The organism is Ruegeria sp. BG10, assembly GCF_056538575.1.
This window is the reverse complement of the sequence record NZ_JBQFTI010000008.1, coordinates 86,965-103,472: the sequence shown is the minus strand read 5'-3', so window position 1 is coordinate 103,472 and position 16,508 is coordinate 86,965. Positions and strand designations below refer to the sequence as shown.

At 57.0% G+C, this 16,508-nt stretch carries 18 protein-coding genes; 8 read left to right on the top strand and 10 right to left on the bottom strand.

The window, feature by feature from the left end; genetic code table 11:
* Positions 1-5 precede the first annotated feature (5 nt).
* Positions 6-887 (top strand): LysR family transcriptional regulator, encoded by an 882-nt coding sequence (locus tag ACR0D8_RS21030; RefSeq protein WP_480649489.1) that lies wholly within the window; start codon positions 6-8, stop codon positions 885-887.
* Between the two features lie 251 nt (positions 888-1,138).
* Here the strand turns inward: ACR0D8_RS21030 and ACR0D8_RS21025 are convergent, their stop codons facing one another.
* The 5 genes from ACR0D8_RS21025 to ACR0D8_RS21005 all read right to left on the bottom strand — a co-directional run bounded on the left by ACR0D8_RS21025 (position 1,139) and on the right by ACR0D8_RS21005 (position 4,016).
* The gene (locus ACR0D8_RS21025; RefSeq protein WP_480649488.1) at positions 1,139-1,654 is read right to left on the bottom strand and encodes a GNAT family N-acetyltransferase; all 516 of its coding nucleotides are present in this window, start codon (positions 1,652-1,654) and stop codon (positions 1,139-1,141) included.
* Positions 1,655-1,740: 86 nt separating this feature from the next.
* The gene (locus tag ACR0D8_RS21020) at positions 1,741-2,175 is read right to left on the bottom strand and encodes a carboxymuconolactone decarboxylase family protein (RefSeq protein ID WP_480649487.1); all 435 of its coding nucleotides are present in this window, start codon (positions 2,173-2,175) and stop codon (positions 1,741-1,743) included.
* Positions 2,176-2,198: 23 nt separating this feature from the next.
* Complete coding sequence (locus tag ACR0D8_RS21015) at positions 2,199-2,609, bottom strand: DUF6326 family protein (protein ID WP_480649486.1); 411 nt, start codon at positions 2,607-2,609, stop codon at positions 2,199-2,201.
* 37 nt (positions 2,610-2,646) lie between these two features.
* On the bottom strand, positions 2,647-3,477 hold the full coding sequence (locus ACR0D8_RS21010) for a class I SAM-dependent methyltransferase (protein ID WP_480649485.1): 831 nt from the start codon (positions 3,475-3,477) through the stop codon (positions 2,647-2,649).
* 149 nt (positions 3,478-3,626) lie between these two features.
* On the bottom strand, positions 3,627-4,016 hold the full coding sequence (locus tag ACR0D8_RS21005) for a hypothetical protein (protein ID WP_480649484.1): 390 nt from the start codon (positions 4,014-4,016) through the stop codon (positions 3,627-3,629).
* 52 nt (positions 4,017-4,068) lie between these two features.
* Between ACR0D8_RS21005 and ACR0D8_RS21000 the strand changes: the two genes are divergently transcribed.
* Complete coding sequence (locus tag ACR0D8_RS21000) at positions 4,069-4,533, top strand: winged helix-turn-helix transcriptional regulator (RefSeq protein ID WP_480649483.1); 465 nt, start codon at positions 4,069-4,071, stop codon at positions 4,531-4,533.
* A 379-nt stretch (positions 4,534-4,912) separates the two neighbouring features.
* On the opposite strand, the gene ACR0D8_RS20995 is transcribed toward ACR0D8_RS21000, so the two are convergent.
* From ACR0D8_RS20995 to ACR0D8_RS20980, 4 genes are all read right to left on the bottom strand, one after another.
* The gene (locus ACR0D8_RS20995) at positions 4,913-5,383 is read right to left on the bottom strand and encodes a DoxX family protein (protein WP_480649482.1); all 471 of its coding nucleotides are present in this window, start codon (positions 5,381-5,383) and stop codon (positions 4,913-4,915) included.
* Between the two features lie 62 nt (positions 5,384-5,445).
* Complete coding sequence (locus ACR0D8_RS20990) at positions 5,446-6,708, bottom strand: MFS transporter (RefSeq protein WP_480649481.1); 1,263 nt, start codon at positions 6,706-6,708, stop codon at positions 5,446-5,448.
* The gene (locus ACR0D8_RS20985) at positions 6,698-8,089 is read right to left on the bottom strand and encodes an MATE family efflux transporter (RefSeq protein ID WP_480649480.1); all 1,392 of its coding nucleotides are present in this window, start codon (positions 8,087-8,089) and stop codon (positions 6,698-6,700) included. The genes ACR0D8_RS20990 and ACR0D8_RS20985 overlap by 11 nt, the downstream gene beginning before the upstream one ends.
* Positions 8,086-8,610 carry a P-loop nucleotide/nucleoside kinase family protein gene (locus ACR0D8_RS20980; protein ID WP_480649479.1) on the bottom strand — a complete coding sequence of 175 codons (525 nt, stop codon included), beginning with the start codon at positions 8,608-8,610 and terminating at the stop codon, positions 8,086-8,088. Before ACR0D8_RS20980 ends, ACR0D8_RS20985 begins: the two co-directional genes overlap by 4 nt.
* Positions 8,611-8,699: 89 nt before the next feature.
* Between ACR0D8_RS20980 and ACR0D8_RS20975 the strand changes: the two genes are divergently transcribed.
* Positions 8,700-9,611, top strand: a complete 912-nt coding sequence (locus ACR0D8_RS20975) for a LysR family transcriptional regulator (protein ID WP_480649478.1) — start codon at positions 8,700-8,702, stop codon at positions 9,609-9,611.
* Between the two features lie 242 nt (positions 9,612-9,853).
* Here the strand turns inward: ACR0D8_RS20975 and ACR0D8_RS20970 are convergent, their stop codons facing one another.
* Entirely contained in the window at positions 9,854-10,987 is a 1,134-nt protein-coding gene (locus tag ACR0D8_RS20970; protein ID WP_480649477.1) for a LacI family DNA-binding transcriptional regulator, read from the bottom strand.
* Positions 10,988-11,118: 131 nt separating this feature from the next.
* Between ACR0D8_RS20970 and ACR0D8_RS20965 the strand changes: the two genes are divergently transcribed.
* The 5 genes from ACR0D8_RS20965 to ACR0D8_RS20945 all read left to right on the top strand — a co-directional run bounded on the left by ACR0D8_RS20965 (position 11,119) and on the right by ACR0D8_RS20945 (position 16,504).
* A complete protein-coding gene (locus tag ACR0D8_RS20965) occupies positions 11,119-12,099 on the top strand; it encodes a substrate-binding domain-containing protein (RefSeq protein ID WP_475158238.1) in 981 nt (326 codons plus the stop codon).
* A gap of 65 nt (positions 12,100-12,164) precedes the next feature.
* Positions 12,165-13,670 (top strand): sugar ABC transporter ATP-binding protein, encoded by a 1,506-nt coding sequence (locus tag ACR0D8_RS20960; RefSeq protein WP_480649476.1) that lies wholly within the window; start codon positions 12,165-12,167, stop codon positions 13,668-13,670.
* Positions 13,663-14,664: an ABC transporter permease gene (locus tag ACR0D8_RS20955; protein ID WP_480649475.1), complete on the top strand. Its 1,002-nt coding sequence runs from the start codon at positions 13,663-13,665 to the stop codon at positions 14,662-14,664. The genes ACR0D8_RS20960 and ACR0D8_RS20955 overlap by 8 nt, the downstream gene beginning before the upstream one ends.
* The gene (locus ACR0D8_RS20950) at positions 14,661-15,638 is read left to right on the top strand and encodes an ABC transporter permease (RefSeq protein WP_480649474.1); all 978 of its coding nucleotides are present in this window, start codon (positions 14,661-14,663) and stop codon (positions 15,636-15,638) included. Before ACR0D8_RS20955 ends, ACR0D8_RS20950 begins: the two co-directional genes overlap by 4 nt.
* A gap of 17 nt (positions 15,639-15,655) precedes the next feature.
* On the top strand, positions 15,656-16,504 hold the full coding sequence (locus tag ACR0D8_RS20945; RefSeq protein WP_480649473.1) for a sugar phosphate isomerase/epimerase family protein: 849 nt from the start codon (positions 15,656-15,658) through the stop codon (positions 16,502-16,504).
* Positions 16,505-16,508 lie beyond the last annotated feature (4 nt).

Here is a 16,508-nt window from a genome sequence, read left to right as displayed (position 1 = left end):
TTACAATGCTTGATTGGAACGACGCACGAGCCTTTCTTGCGATCGCGAGGCACGGCACGCTGACGGCGGCCTCATCTGAACTGCAGTGCGGAATTGCGACTCTTTCGCGGCAGATCACCAGATTTGAGCAAAGCCTCGGAGTGGTCTTATTCAGCCGGCATCAAACCGGCTACCGCCTCACAGACGATGGTGAGCAACTCATTCCAAAAGCCGAGGCGCTGGAGGCGGCAGCGTTTGCACTAGCGGAGTCCGCGGAGTTGGGTGTCTCGGGGCGTGTACGTGTTGCGACGGCGGAGACTTTTGCGAACACCCTGTTCATCCCGTCTTTGACCGATCTTCTAAAATCCAACCCAAGACTTTCTATTGAGTTCGTGACCGACGTCGCAACGATCAACCTCCACAAAAGAGACGCGGACCTTGCGATACGAATGGTTCGACCAGAACGCGGGAACGTGACGGTGAAGCGAATTGGAGCGTTAGGCTACGGTCTGTACGGCTCCCAGTCTTACGTCGAGAAGCGCGCAAACAAAAAGAGTGGAGAAGACCTTTCATCGGACAAATTCATAGTATGGTCCGAACGTTATAGCGGATTACCGCAGGCTGAGTGGCTCGAAAGCACAATCGGTACGAATGCACCGGTGCTCGTTACCACAAGTCTGGCAAATCAAATCGCGGCCACGATAGCCGGCCTCGGACTTGCTGTTCTTCCGCACTTTGTCACTAAGGGAACGTCCTTACAACAAATAAGCGTCGAGGTTTCCATTTCGCAGGATATTTGGTTGGTTCTGCATTCTGATCTTGCGCATTCTCAACGTATTCGGGCTGTGGCAGATCATTTCGAAACTGTAATCAATAGAAATTCCGATCTGTTGTCGGACGGACGCTAAAGATGTCATTCTGAGTGTTGTACGTGTGTCCATTATTTCTTCGCACCCAAAAGCAGACACCTAAGATTCTATCGGCGAGGTCAGCTTCGTCCGCTGTTCAGACCTCGATCATTACTAAAATTGAGCAAATGCAGCGAACGGCCGCAATGCGGGCTGCGACTGCAGCATTCCAGTCCACAGTTGAGTGACCGGTATGGGCCGACCTACGACATATTCTGAAGCCGTCGGTCGGTTACAATCGGACAACGCTGTCATATTGTCTCAAGACGGAATTTAAGGAACTTCTCGCCATCATACTCGATCTGGCCAACCGGCTTTGCACCCAGTCTTCCGAGCGCCCCCAGGTTTTTGCGGGAGGGCGGCAATAGGAAGGTCACAAATGGAATGCGGTCGTCCGTCATAGCGAAATCAATTGCCTTCATTGCAATGCGCCGCCCGAGGCCGAACGAATCCGGTCGTAGGACGAGTCCGAAGTCCCACTCCTCGTCTTCCTTCTGAAAACCACCCCATCCGACATATGTGCCGTCGGCCAGAAACGCCCAATGTCCAAGACCGTCCTTGGCCCAGTATTCCTCCTTCTTAGCGACGAACCCAGCCGCGACATTGATATCCCAAGCAGACGTCAAAAGCGGCATATGCTCAGCGACCCGAGGGTCGGACATGTGATCTGCAATCTCGGCGGGCTCAACTTCGGTGAGCCTTGCGAATGTGATGTCGTTTTTCAAGGTCGCCTCCTTTGGCGTTAATTTGCGGCCTTCCCAGATCATGCAAGGCACGTTTCCAGTCGGGTTGAGGGTGAGGCCCAGATTACCGGGTCTCACCTACTTGGTAACGGTTGCTGGGCAAGCCTCCGTCAGTGCTTTGACTTCTGAACCCGGTTCCAAAGATTGATCATGCCGATGTCAGCTGTGATGACCGAGATCTCCTCATCGGAGTAGTGCTTTCGCAAGTCCTGCCGGAGGTCCGACAGATCCCTGTCCCGGTCGAGGTATGTCAACGCTTCGGTCCATGCGAGGACCGCTTGTTCGGCCGGCGAGAAATGGTCCACCTCGCGCCAGACGACGAGTGTATCCAGCTTTTCTTGTGCAACACCTGCTTTGCGTGCTTGGTTGAGATGCATGGCCACACAGTAGGCGCATTGATTGATTTGAGACGCCCGAAGCTCGATCAGCACCGACAGTCCATGCTCGAGGCCCTGATTGGCCATCAATGCATGGGTGTGGCCGAGGTGGCCGAATATCTCCGATTGGTTTTTCTCGTGCGTGAGTGGAGGATTCGTGTCAGTCATGGATTTTCCATTCGTGGTTGGGGTTAGGTGTAGTGCGCAGCACCGGCGGTCAGTGCCGGTTTCCATCGCCAAGCCATGACGACGATGGCTGACATCGCGATGAGTTGAAGAGCTAGGTGGTAAGCGTCATCCAGGTCGATGGGCGCGGGCGGGATCATGGTGATCGTCGTGACAAGCGCCGCGACGAACGTGAGAGGTCGGGCGAAGCGACGCTCCAGCATAAGTGACAGCGGCACCATGGAAATTGGCACCGAGACCACGAGACCGCCGATCAACATCAATTCCGGCGTGATCTCCATGCCGTTGAACTGGCCCGTCATGATAGTTTCGAGGAACCCGGGCATCACGAACTGGTGGAGATCGCGAAAGATAATGTTGAGTAGGATGAAGAGCCAAAGGGCTGCGAGTTTGATATGAGTCTCTGCAGGACGCATCTTGATCGTCTTTCTTCTGTACTTAAGGGGACGCAGCTTAGGATTGGACGCTTCGGTCGCCAGGTTTTCTGCCGGTCCCCAGCCAAGCCTTTGTACCGAGCTGTGCTGGAAACGGGCCCGCATTTGCGCGAATAAAGGTCAGCGCATCTTCGGATTTCGTGCGCCAGGTTTCGTCTGACATGCGTGACTTGATCACCGAGACGGGCGCGCTTGCAGCGACCAGGCTCTCCCAGAGTTCTTCAGCCGTCGCGAAAGTGCTGACATGCTCCAGTTTGTGGATGTTCACTTGTTCAAAACCCGCGACCGTCATTTCAGAGACAAGCAAATCGGGATTTTCAAGCGAAGCGACGTCGTAGGATGGCGCGGAACGTGTAAGCTCCAGCCGTTGCAGCACCTCAGACATCACCATAAACAATGGCGAGTCCGACATTTTTGACCAACTCGACACGTAGGCCCACCCACCCGACCTAAGGGTTCTGAACATCTCGGCGAAGCCTTTGGACCTGTCTGGAAAGAACATGAGCCCAAAGAGCGAAAACGACGCGTCGAATGTGTTATCAGAAAACGGCAGATCCTGCCCGTCGGCTTCGTGCACCATGACGCCATGGGTGCCCCTTTCGCTCAGGTTCTGCTGGAGCATGGCCAACATCTCGCGCGAGAAATCGACTGCGGCCACTTTCGCGCCCTGATCCGCAAGAAACGTCGTGAGCGTCCCAGGACCACAGGCAATGTCCGCCACATGCATCCCGCGTGTAACCTGCGCGTGTGAAAGCGCCTCGCGTGCATGGGCGCGAAAAAGATCGCCAGCTCTTGCGGCGTAACCCTGAGCGACCTGGTCCCAAGGTTCGACCTTTGCAAGCATGTTCATTGTGTTCTCCTGTTGCCTCGTCAGTCTGTTCGGAACTGAAATGCACCGAATTCGCTGGGCCACTTTTCTTCTGGCGTGCACGAACGGTCGATTACTGAAAAACGGACATCGGCCATGCGCGAATGTATGGTCGTGCGCATCTGTTCTCGCTACCCGGTGAACAAGGGTTGAGTAGCCGCGGCGGGCGCCAGCGCTGCCCAAATCAGAAGAAGCGCGAGTGCACCAAAAATAGCGGCATAAACCCTTGACGACGCGGAGGGAGCGACGGCCAGAATTCCCGCAGCACCAACATTGGACACGATACCCATCAGGACTGCCGCCCAGGGAAACACCCCATCCGCGCTTTGCCAAAGCCCCACGCCGTAGCCAACGAGCAAGGCTGTAGCGGCCATTCCGTAAAGCCGGAAAAGGGTGGGTGACGCAGCGGAGACGCCGGCCATGGTCTCAAGCCGGTGCCGCGGCAACAGTAAGAACGGCCCCGACGCCAGAACAACTGTCACCACGATCTTCGCTGTAAGAATCAACGATATTGCAGACATAAGCTGAAACTCTATTGTGAACTCAAGTGGCGAGTATAGGAGCTAAAACCGGATGTCAAACCCAGATAGTACATATCGTCGGCAATCTCCCGTTCCCATAGACAAGTGCGGGGCAGCTCTGGCGACCGACATCATGTCGGACCGGTGGACAATTTTGATTATGCGCGAGGCGTTCTATGGTGTGATGCGGTACGATGACTTCCGCGCGGACATCGGCATACCGCGTTCCGTGTTGACGGACCGTCTCAAGCGTCTGGTTGACGCCAAGATGCTCAAGCGCATTCCCTACCGAGAAGGCAATTCTCGAACCAGGTACGGATATGCGCTTACAGACATCGGTGTGAGCTTTGGTCTGCCCTTACTTGCTTTGATGGCATGGGGGGACGCGCACTTTGCGGAACAGGGCAGCGCGATATCGATCGTCGATCGGTCAACCGAGAAGAAGTTGAAGGTCGCCATCGTGCCCGAAGAAACGCCTGAAGTCAGTATTAGCGGCGTGAAGATTGTTCCGGACTAGGCCGGACGAAGAGAGTTGATCCGTCGCAGGGCGAGCCGCATGTCTGAGGCCGTTTTACGCAAGTACGCCTCACCGCGAGGCGTCAATGGCGCACATTCTCAAAGCATCATTCCACGTGAGTGTCTGCTTTGTCCTGCGAGCTGTGGCTTAGCTGCGCAAGGTTTCGTACCTGCGGCGAAGGTCCGGTCTGACGGGTCGCACCGCAGCATTCGACACCCAAAACGGACGGCAGCTTTGGGCCGGTCAATCCTGAGGTGGTGTCATTGCTCCGGTAGGTATGCTGCGACCGATTTAATGGTGGTCGTGAGCCCAAAGCAGCCCAAGTCAATGCAGCATATAGAGCCAACTACCAGCATAAACGAGCAGGCAACCTCGGTTTCTAGATGACTGGAGTGCGCGCTTCGGCTCTCGTTCGCACAACGAACATCCATGTCCAAGCGACCAAGAGGGCCTGTAAGGGCAATCTGATCATTAGGTACTCCGGCCCCCAAGCATGGCCGCCCATACCTGTGTGATTGACCGCGGCATAGATGTTCGCTGGGAAGAAACCGATCAGAACCCCAATCGCAGCGAGACCTGCGATCTTCTTGGTCTTTGGAAGCAGAAACCCAATGGCGATGGCGAGCTCCAGCACACCGGTTAACAGGACAAGTGGCCGGCGCGCAGGAACGATGTCAGGCAGCATCGCAACCATCGCATCAGTCTGTATGAAATGACCGATCCCGAAAAAGGCGAAGGCTGAGGAGATACCCAGAAGCCCTCCGAGACGGGCCTTGTCTGGGCCTCCGAGCTTCCAGGCGCCCAATAGGGGAATCAGGAGTATGCTGACGACAATGAGGGGCGTAATCATGATCAGTCTCTCTCTGTTTTGGATTGCGTTTTGTAAGCGGAAGGATGGTTAATGGTCTGCAATTATGAGGGAAGTTCGGCGGCGCTGGTCTGCCCACCGGCCCGTTCAAGCGCCCGCCGTCGCCAAACTCCCGCAAAGACCAGCAGCGTCAGAGCAAGTGCAGAAAGGGCTGCTGCCAGGAGGAACGGCATGCCAGAGGTCCAGGTATCGCCTGGGGCGCCGGAGAGTTGAGTGGCAAATAGCTGTGTCATGAGCGGGTAGGCGACCAGGGAAGCCAGCGCCAAGATGCTGGCAAAGGCGCCCTGCAGCTCTCCTTGCCGTGTTTGGTCCACATGAACCGAGCTTTCGCTGATGATCGCTGTCGCGGCGATCCCGCGGAAAGCAAAGAGTGGAAGTAGGGCCAAGGCGATCCAACTGGACTGGAGCCAGACCAGCGCAAGAAACCCGATCGTTCCCGTGAAAATCGCCAGTCGGGCGGTGTGCAGGTTGCCCATCCAATTGGTAAGGCGGCCCAACAGAAAAGCTTGGAATAGCGCATAGTAAAGCCCCATCAGGCCCAGGCTTAGTCCGATCATTGTGCTGTCCCAGCCAAACCGAACAGCCCCGAAATAGACCCAGACCGCCGGGAAGACGAAGCCTGCGAATGCATCAAGGAAGAAGACAGCGAAGAGGAGCGATGACGTGCCCTCCGCGCGCCGCAGTAGAGGGGCAAACGGATTGACAATGCCCCAGGAGATCGGACGCCGATCCTCTTCGGACAATGACTCGCGCAGGACCTTCAGTGTGCCCAGTAGGGCCAGCAGGGAAAGGACAGACGCCGCCAAGAACGGCGCACGCGGACCTATCACGCCCAACAGCCCCCCGATGAAAGGTCCCATAACAAAACCGATGCCCGCGGCTGCCCCAACGATCCCGAAGGACCTGGCGCGGTCTTGTTCGGAAGATCGGTCGGCGAGATAGGCGTTCGCAACCGAGAAGGTCGCCGAGCTTGCCCCAGAGAGCATTCGGCCGATGAAGATCATCCAGAGATGCGGCGCCATCGCCATAAGAAGGTAATCGGCAGCAGCAAGCCCGAGCGATCCGATGAGCACTGGGCGGCGGCCGAACCGGTCGGATAGCGCACCCAGAATTGGGCTGAAAACAAACTGCATTGCGGCGAAAACTAAAGACAGATAGCCGCCGATCGCTGCTGCGTTTGCGATCGAACCGTCGCCGAGTTCCGATAGTAATTCGGGCATTACGGGCACAATGAGCCCGAGCCCCATCGAATTCAGCATGGCGATGAGGCAGATCACGAGGGTGGGTTGTTCGACATTACGAAGCATTACCCGCTCCAGCGGTTAGAGAATTGGCGAGCGCAGAGGTCGCGCGCGTGCGCCAGAAAAGGACGAGGACGGTTAGTGCGAGTAGCAAGGCGTCGCCCAAGGCCCAGGCGAGCCAAAGGCCCATCTCACCGAGAGCAAGTGGCAGAAGGTAGATCATCGGAATGACGAAGAGATACGGCTTTGACAGACCGAGCAGGATCGACATGCGCGCCTTGCCGATGGCTTGGAAATGCGCGCTGACGATCATCAATGGCCCGGTGAGGACAAACGTCAGAAAGACGAGCGGCAGCATGCCCGTCAGCTCCGCCACAACGGCAGGATCATCGACGAACATGAAGCCAAGCCATTCGGCCAAAAGAAACAGCCCCAACTGTACCACCGCGCCATAAGCGAGCGCGGCAACAAGTGCGATGCGCAGGCTCGTGCCGACACGGGATGTAAGCCCTGCGCCGTAATTGTTGCCGGTGATCGACTGCATGGCTTGGCTCAACCCCAAGAGGGGCAGAAACGCAAAGGTCTGGAGCCGCGTAACGATGCCGTAGGCCGAGACGGTGTCTGCGTAGGTATCGATAGCAAGCCCGTGCAGCACAGTGATGATTGACAGCGACGCGATCGAAACGCTCAGAAGGCCCAAGCTATGCGAGGCCCCAAGTGCGAGGATGCTGCGCCAGGTCGCAAGAACCCGACCGCGGAATACGTTCGTTGGCGACAGGGTCGTGGCCTTGGAAAGGCCCAACGCATAGATGATCCCCAGGCCCAGAGCCTGTGCTGCGGCCGTACCAAGGGCAGAGCCGGCCACACCGAGTCCCATCCCGACGATGAAGGCATAGTTAAAGCCGATATTCGCCGCAGACACGGTCAGGCTCATCCCGGTCATGAAGCGGATCCGGCCCTGGTTCTGCAGTGCCCGGGTGTTGAGCGCGAGCAGGAAGGTCAGCGGGGCGGACAGGATGGTGATCTGCAGGTAAGGCATGGCCAGAACGACGAGCGCGTCATTGCCGTCTGCCGCAAGGCGCACGGCTGCATCGCCGAAAAGCGAGAAGAGCACGAGCAGTCCAAGGCACAGCACCAGCAAAAGGCCATGCGCCTCGGCGAAAACCTCGCGTGCACGATCCCACCTGCCGGCGCCGAGGTGCCGCGCCATCAGGCTCGAAGATCCAGCGGACACAAGCGAGGAAATTGCGACGATCCCCATGTAGAACGGGAAGATCAGCGTCACGGCCGCAAGGGCGTCCGATCCCACGAAACGGCCGAGAAACCACGCATCGGCGATGGCAATGAAGCCATGAACCGAAAGCAGCATGATGATCGGCAGGGCCGTGCGCAGGTAGAGGACAAACAGAGGCCTTTCGAGAAATGGGTTTTGTGGAGCGCCGGTCACGGTAATGGACTTTCAGTCTGGTCCTCGTACCCATCGCCAACGCGAACGATGTTGAACCCTTCATCCGCCGTCGGCGCCACAAAGTAGCATGTGATCTCGTGGAACTGAGCGTCTGTCACGCCGAACGGATGGTCTCCGGCGGCGTTGCGCGCGTGGAGCCGCGCCAGGCAGACCTCGTCCGAGACGTCGAGGAAATGAAGGGTGTGTGGAACGCCGGTGGCCTCGAGGAGGCCCTTGAACCAGCGACGCTGGCCGGGGGTGTTTGCCGGGAAATCGAGGACAACCGACAAGCCAGAAGAAAGCAATTCTTCCACGTGTGGGCCCATGACGCCTTTGAGCTTGGACGAGCACCGAACGTAATCTTCGACAGACCGTAGTTCGTTTGAGAAGAGAGCGCCGAGCCAAGCGTCCTCGGCGATGACGACGGTTTCCGGTTGGCTGCCGAGCCTTGCTGCCAGTGTGGACTTGCCTGAAGCGATCTTACCGCAAAGGATGTGTAGAGTGGGCTTATCGGTATGCATAGGCTTGGTCTCCTGGTTCGAAACACCTCTAGCTCGGCGTTGGAGACCTGAAAATTGCAGGAATCTCTTCATCTGCTATACGCAGATGTATGAACTGGCAGGCTGTTGCCTTCGACTGGAACCAAATGCGCGCCTTCCTTGTGATTGCCGAGGAAGGGTCCTTTAGCGCGGCGGCGCGCGTTCTGAAAACCAGCCAACCGACAATGAGCCGACAGATCGGCGGTCTGGAGGAAACGCTAGGTGTCACGCTATTCGAACGGAGCGTCAGGGGTCTGACACTGACTGAAACTGGTCGGGACCTCATCGACCACGTCCGTGTCATGGGGGAAGCGGCCACGTTGATCTCGATGGTCGCCGAAGGGAAGTCACAAGATGTCACAGGCGAGGTCACGGTCACCTGTACCGATCTGATGTCCACGACGATCCTGCCCCGAGTGCTCAAGCCCCTGCGTGAAACTGCGCCGGGCATCCAGGTCCGCGTTCTTGCCTCTCGCAAGGTCGAAGATCTCACGGAACGTGCCGCAGACATCGCAATCCGCCATGTAAGGCCAGATCAGCCCGATCTTATTGCGCGGCAGCTTGGGGACTTTCGCGCCAGCCTCTACGCTGCTTCGGACTATCTTGAGCGCGTTGGCCGTCCCCGCACACTACTCGATGTCGCAAACCTGGAGTATGTCGGAAATGCAGATTCCACTTTGATCGAGCGCCTTAATGGCATGGGCATTCCCATTCGGCACGAGAACTTTGTAATCTCGAACGCGAACGGTGTAGTCGCTTGGGAACATGTAAAAGCTGGCTACGGTGTTTCGTTACTCCCTGAGCCGCTTGGTGAAGCAGAGCCAACTGTCGAAAAGGTCCTTCCCAACTGTCCTTTTCTGGAGTTCCCAGTTTGGCTTGTCACCCACCGCGAATTGCACACGAGCCGTCGCATCCGGATTGTCTTTGATACACTGGCGCATGGCCTCAGCGAGCGGCTCGCGCGCCGAGGCAAGAGCGTTTAGCAGGTCATCGCCGACCGACGAGCTATGCTAACACTGGCGGTTACTTTGTACGCAGACTGTGGGTCAACCCGACCGCTGACTTCGCACTTGCGGCGAATGACGGCTAACCGGGCCGCGACCGCAGCATTGAGACAATACGTTGGATGCCTGCTTGGGGCCGCTTCCAGCAGTCGGTCGTCTTGGCCATGTTTCAATTGCGCTTGCGATTACAAATCCGACTAACCTTTTGCCGGGAAATAATTTTATCTGTTCTTTGGTTTGTCCGGACGTGATTGACGAACTTTGTGAGTTTCGGTCTTGCACTGTGCTGAAGGGCGAAGTTTGGCCCTATCAAGCTGGTCCATGCGGCCTTTACCTTCAGCCAACACAATAGGTGGAATCTGGATGACTTCTGGCGGATGAGTGCGTTCGCTGTCGATCACCTGGAACATGGCTTCCAGCATGGCCCCGACATCCTGGCGAACCGAAAACAGGTTTTGGGCCATATACTGGGCAAATGGGTCCCAGTCGAAACTAGCAAAAAGGATCGTGTCCAACGCGGATCGTTCGTTCTGCGCCAGCCAGTCGAACACACCTTCCAGCGAGATCGTGGAGTTGACGAAAACGGCAGTTGGCATGCGCCCAAGCGCTTCAACCTTGGCTGAAAAAGCCGCTTTCGCCTTGTTCGCTGCATAGCCGCAGGCGAGGATATGGTCGTCGATCGGCGACGCGCCTGCACCCGAAATGGCGTCTCTAAACCCACGAATGCGTTCGCTCGTGTTGTGATCTGCAGGGCGTCCGCCGACGCAGAGCAGGCTGTCCTGCCATTCCCGACCATCGGCGTTTGCGCGTTCGATTAGGGCTGCCGTGACCTTGTAGGCACCCGCGTAATTGTCCGAGATGATCGAGGTTGCAACTGTGCCGGGCAGATCGAGGTTTATCGTCGGTACGCCCTGTTCTCCACAAATCAGCGCGATGCCGTCCGGGTCGGTTGCACCTGTACACACGATACGGTCAACGTTGTAAGAGAGCATCTGACGCACGGTCGCGAGTTCGAGTTCCGGATCGCGCCAGGTGCAGGAGGTCATAGGCAAAAGACCCCGTGCTCGGGCTTCAACCTCAAACCGTTCGGCGATTGCCCCGAAATACCGGTTGTCATACATCGGGAGAATCATGCCGATCATCCGTGACTGCACACTTCGAAGTGCTCGGGCCTGCATATTGGGGGCATAGCCCATCTCGTTCGCAATCTTCCGCACGGTTTCGGCACGTCTTTCGCTGATCCGTCGATTGCGCCAACTGCCGTTCAAAACAGCACCCACGGTGCTTGCCGACGTACCGGCGCGGTTCGCGATATCGTAGATCGTGACCTGTTTTTTCACAGCGTCTTTGGCCATGAACGATTCCCCTTTGACACAATCGCCTGTTTCCCTATAGCCTCAGCACCATCGATTGCGCAACTAGAACAATCGATGGTGCAAAATGCACGGCCGCGCTTTTTCAGCGTGGATCTTTCTGGGAGGAAAGTATGAAACTCAAAACAATACTTGCAGCATCCGTCTGCGCATTCACTTTGACCGCAACCTACGCTGCTGCGGAAACGACCATGGGTATCGTAGTTAAGATCGGTGGCATCCCGTGGTTCAACGCCATGGAGGAAGGCATTAAGGAGCGTGCTGCTGAATTGGGCGTTAGTGCAGAGATGATTGGCCCGACCTCAGCCGACCCAGCTCTTCAGGTGCGTGCGATCGAGGATTTGATTGCTAAGGGTGTCGATGTGATTGGCGTCGTGCCGAACGATGAGGCGGCTCTTGAGCCTGTTTTGCAGAAAGCGATGGACGCCGGTATCAAAGTGGTCGCACACGAAGGTCCCGGCTTGAACAATGTCGACTGGAACTTCGAACTGGCCTCGGCGGATGGTTTTGGCGAAGCGCATGCAAAGCTGCTTTGCGAAAAGACCGAGGAACCTGGCACCTATGCGGTCTATGTCGGTTCGCTGACAGTGCCGCTGCACAATGCCTGGGCCGATGCGGGGATCGCGTGGCTTGCCGAAAATTGTGCCGACAAGCTTAAGCCGGTGGGTGATCGCTATGGCGTGGCCGAAAGTGTCGACGACAGTCGCTCGACTGCGCTTGACTTGATCGCGGCCAATCCAGATCTGCGCGGTTTCCTGGCCTTCGGCAGCCAGGGTCCGATTGGCGCCGGGCGCGCTATCGAAGAACGTCGTTTGGGCGGAAAGGTTCATGTCCTTGGGCCGTTCTCCCCAGGTCAGGGCCAGAAGCTTCTGAAAGATGATGTCATTTCGGGTGGCTTCATGTGGAACCCGGCCGAAGCTGGCCGTGTATTCGTCACCATTGGCAACATGCTGGTCGAAGGTGAAGAGATCACCGACGGGACCGACATTGAAGGCCTTGGCGTGGTTAGCCCGACCGGCACCAACATCATCACCGACAACCTCTTGGAAATTAACAAGAGTACGGTAGACGAGCTGGCAGCCAAGGGCCTCTGAGGCTACCTCATCAAAACGGGGGGCCGTGCGATCTACGGGCCCCCTTTTTCGAAAAGCAGAATTCCGTGACAACAGAAACCGAATTGCCCGCCGCATTGCGGCTTCGCAATGTCTCGAAAACCTTTGGCGGAGTGAAAGCCCTCCAGTCAGTGGATTTCGAGGTGCAGCTGGGTGAAGTACATTGCCTCGCCGGCGAAAACGGCTGTGGTAAGTCTACGCTTATCAAGATTGTAACCGGTGTTTACACTCCGGACCCTGGGGCCGAGATTGAGCTTTTCGGTGAACCGATTGCAACGATTTCACCGTCCCGGGCGCGTGCACTTGGGATCGCCGTAATCTGGCAGGACCTTGCTCTATTCCCGCACATGACCGTTGCCGAAAATATTGCGTTCGACGAGATGGTTGGCCTTGTCCCGCGTCTCAATTTGGGCCGGCGCCATCGAGCTCAGACGCAAGCTGTGCTGGACCGGTTGGGCGTACAGCTTGATCTGGACGCTCGGCTTCTGGACTTGCCGATTGCAGAGCGTCAAGTCGTCGCTATCGCACGCGCCTTGATGGGAGAGGCGCGGCTGGTTTTTATGGACGAACCAACCGCGTCGCTGACCCAAAGCGAGACGGATGCACTGCTGGCTGTAGTGCGCACTCTGTCTGCGCAAGGGATCGCTGTTGTCTTCGTCAGCCATAGGTTGGCCGAAGTGATCGACGTTTCAGAACGCGTAACGGTGGTTCGGGACGGTAAACTGGTGGGTGTTTTTCCGACCGAGGGCATGACCCAATTCCGGCTTGGCGAGTTAATGACCGGCTCGATGCACGAACATTCGATAACAGCGCGCGATCGTTCAGACGCGGCACCGGTCTTGGAAGTCGCAGGGCTAACCCGGCACGGAGAGTTCGACGATATCAACCTGACAATCCGGGAAGGCGAAGTCGTTGGGCTTACCGGATTAATTGGCTCGGGTAGGACCGAGTTGGCGCATGCGCTCATTGGAATGCACCAACCGGACGCTGGAGACATCAGATTGGATGGCGCTTCGATACGCATGCATTCAATTCGGGACGCGATTGCGCGCGGCGTGGCGTATGTTTCGGAAGATCGGCTGTCACTTGGGTTGATCCAGCCACAGTCCATTTCGGACAATACAGTTATTTCCGTGCTCGATCGCATTCTGGGCGATCTGGGCTTGATCTCACCCTCCAGTCAATCCGACCTTGTGCGACACTGGATCTGCCAATTGGCGGTGAAGATCGGAAAGCCTGAGGATGCAGTGTCGACCTTGTCGGGTGGCAATCAGCAGCGGGTGGTGTTGGCCAAATGGCTGGCAACGGAACCCCGGCTCCTGATCCTCGACAGCCCGACCGTTGGCGTTGATGTCGGCGCGCGGGCAGGCATATTCCGGATCGTACGGCAACTCGCTGAAGAGGGGTTGGCGATCCTGCTGATTTCCGACGAAGTAACCGAGGTCGTTTACAACGCCGACCGCGTTTTGCATATGGCGGATGGCAAGCTTGTTGGCGAATACGATCCAAAAACAACCAGCGTTCCTGACCTTGAGGCGCGGATTTATGCGTGACGTGTTTCGCACATATCCCGTCGAGGCCCGCCTTTCGGTTGTTCTGCTTTTGATTGTCATCGGGCTTTCGTTGGCCACCGACACGTTCCTGACAATGGGCAACATCACGTCGCTGCTGAACAACAATGCCGTGAATCTTATCTGGGCAGTGGGTCTTCTGGTCGTTTTGATTGCAGGTGGGATCGACATATCGTTCGCTGTCGCAGCCTCGGTCGTTCAGTACGTGGCAGCACAGGTTTTCATGGCGTTAGGCGGGGGCAACTGGGCCATCGGGTTCCTTGTCGCGGGCACGCTTGGGATTGGACTAGGGCTAATAAATGCCTTTCTGATCCACGGATTCCGAGTGATTTCGATTGTCATCACGATCGCCACATTCAACGCATTCTTTGGGCTTCTGATGTTTTTCACGAAGGGTCGGAACATCTACAATTTACCTGACTGGTGGACAGACCGAATTTTCATCTTCGAGCGGCAGGCGGCAGACGGGACATGGTCCGAACTGAACCTGTCGGTCGGGGTCATGATCGTCTGTGTTCTGGCAACCTGGGGGTTGATCCGCCTTACGACGCTGGGCCGACAGCTTTATGCCTTTGGTGACAATCCGGAGGGCGCTCGCCGTGCTGGTGTCAGCATCTGGCAAATGCAAATTGTCGCGTTCGGCTGGTGCGGGATGATGGCCGGGATCGGCGGGTTGATGCAGGTGAATATCGCTCAGGAAGTCGTACCAAACGCGCTCTATGGCCGGGAACTGGACGTGCTGGCGGCCGTCGTTCTGGGTGGCGCGCGGCTTGGAGGAGGTCGCGGCACGGTGGTTGGCTGCATTCTCGGTGTCATGTTCGTGGCTGTCACACAAAATGGGCTGAACCTGCTCGGTATCTCGCCGTTCGCCTTCCAGATGATCATTGGCGCGGCAATACTTGTGGCAATATCGTCTTCGAACCTGAGCTTTGGCGGTCGTAAGAATTCGCGCCGGCCGTCGGAAGCCACGGCATGACAATGCGCGATAGGATAAACGCCCTATTCGGGGCTGAGACACCGACACTTTTGGCTTTTCTTTGCGTGGTCTTCTTGGGTTTCTCTTTGGCGACGCCTTTGTTCTTGACGGGTGCGAACCTGCGTTCAATGGCCTTTCAAATGCCGGTGCTAGGGCTGCTAACCCTGGCAATGCTTGTTCCGATCCTGTCGGGTGGGCTAAACTTGGCAATCATCTTTCAGGCAAACATCTCGGGGCTGGCGCTTGCCTGGGTCCTGATTCAGTTTGGCGGACCTGACGCCGGTCCAGGCGCTTTCGTACTTGGAGCCGCGCTTGCAGTTTTGGCTGGTGCTGCTTCAGGTGCAGTCATGGGTGCGGTGGTGGCTTATGTCGGTGCGCATCCCATCCTGGTATCGCTGGCGATGATGATCTTCCTGCGGGGTCTTGGCGAGTTTCTGACGCGCGGTGGCGATATCTCAGGCTTTCCCGAATACATGAACGTTCTTGGCCACGGCAGCCTTCTCGGCATCCCGGTTCCGATGATTACCTTTATCATTGCCGCGTTCCTTTGGCATGTCATGTTGAAGCGGTCGCGGCACGGATTTTCGGTCTACATGATCGGGTCCAACATTGAGGCGTCGGAATATTCAGGCCTGCACACGCGCCGGACGCTTGTGCTGATTTATGCGATATCGGGCGTGATCTGTGCCGTCGCGGGGATTGTGATGGCAGCGCGTTTCAATTCGGTTCGCGTCGGTCACGGCGAGGCGCTTTTGCTTGTGACGGTTTTGGCCTGCTTTCTTGGAGGAATCGACCCGTTCGGCGGGTTCGGACGTGTGCTGCCCGTTGTCCTCGCACTGATCATCTTGCAAGCGCTGTCCTCCGGCCTGAATTTGATAGGAGCAAACCAGCATCTTTCTACCGCTGTTTGGGGCCTCTTTCTGATTGCTGTCATGGCGCTCAGGTGGGTCGGGATGCGATGGCGAAGCAGATAACGAAAAGGAGCGTGACGATGGAAGGTTTCGGCGTACACACCAGCATGTGGACCATGCATTGGGATCGCGAGGGTGCCGAGAGGACGATTCCTGCCGCTGCAGCTTACAAGATGGATTTCATCGAGATCGCCCTTTTGGATACAAGCGTTGTCGACGCGGAACACACCCGTGATCTTCTTGCAGAGCACGAAATGCGCGCGGTCTGTTCGCTGGGTTTGCCCGAGGTTAACTGGGCCTCGGTGAATCCTGATGGTGCCATAGAGCATCTGATCGACGCCATGAACAAAACCAAGGAAATGGGCGCTGAGGCATTGTCGGGCGTCACCTACGGAGGGATAGGGGAACGTACGGGTGTGCCGCCGACTCAAAGTGAGTACGACAATATCGCACACGCACTGGAAGCCGCCGCCAAGCACGCGAAAAGCATCGGAATTGCATTCGGGATCGAACCGGTGAACCGCTACGAGAACCACTTGATCAACACCGGGTGGCAAGCGGTCGAAATGATCGAGAAGGTTGGCGCAGATAATATTTTTGTCCATCTCGACACCTATCACATGAACATCGAAGAGAAGGGCGCAGGCAATGGCATCCTCGATGCGCGCGAACACCTTCGCTACATCCATCTGTCTGAAAGCGACCGTGGTACACCGGGCGAGGGAACCTGCGACTGGGATGAGATTTACGCGACGCTCGCGGCCATCGGCTTCAAGGGTGGGTTAGCAATGGAAAGCTTCATCAACATGCCGCCGCAGGTCGCATATGGTCTGGCTATCTGGCGTCCGGTCGCCCCATCGTTTGAAGAAGTAATGGACAAGGGTCTGCCTTTCCTGCGAAACAAGGCCGCGCAATATCGCCTGATATGATCGG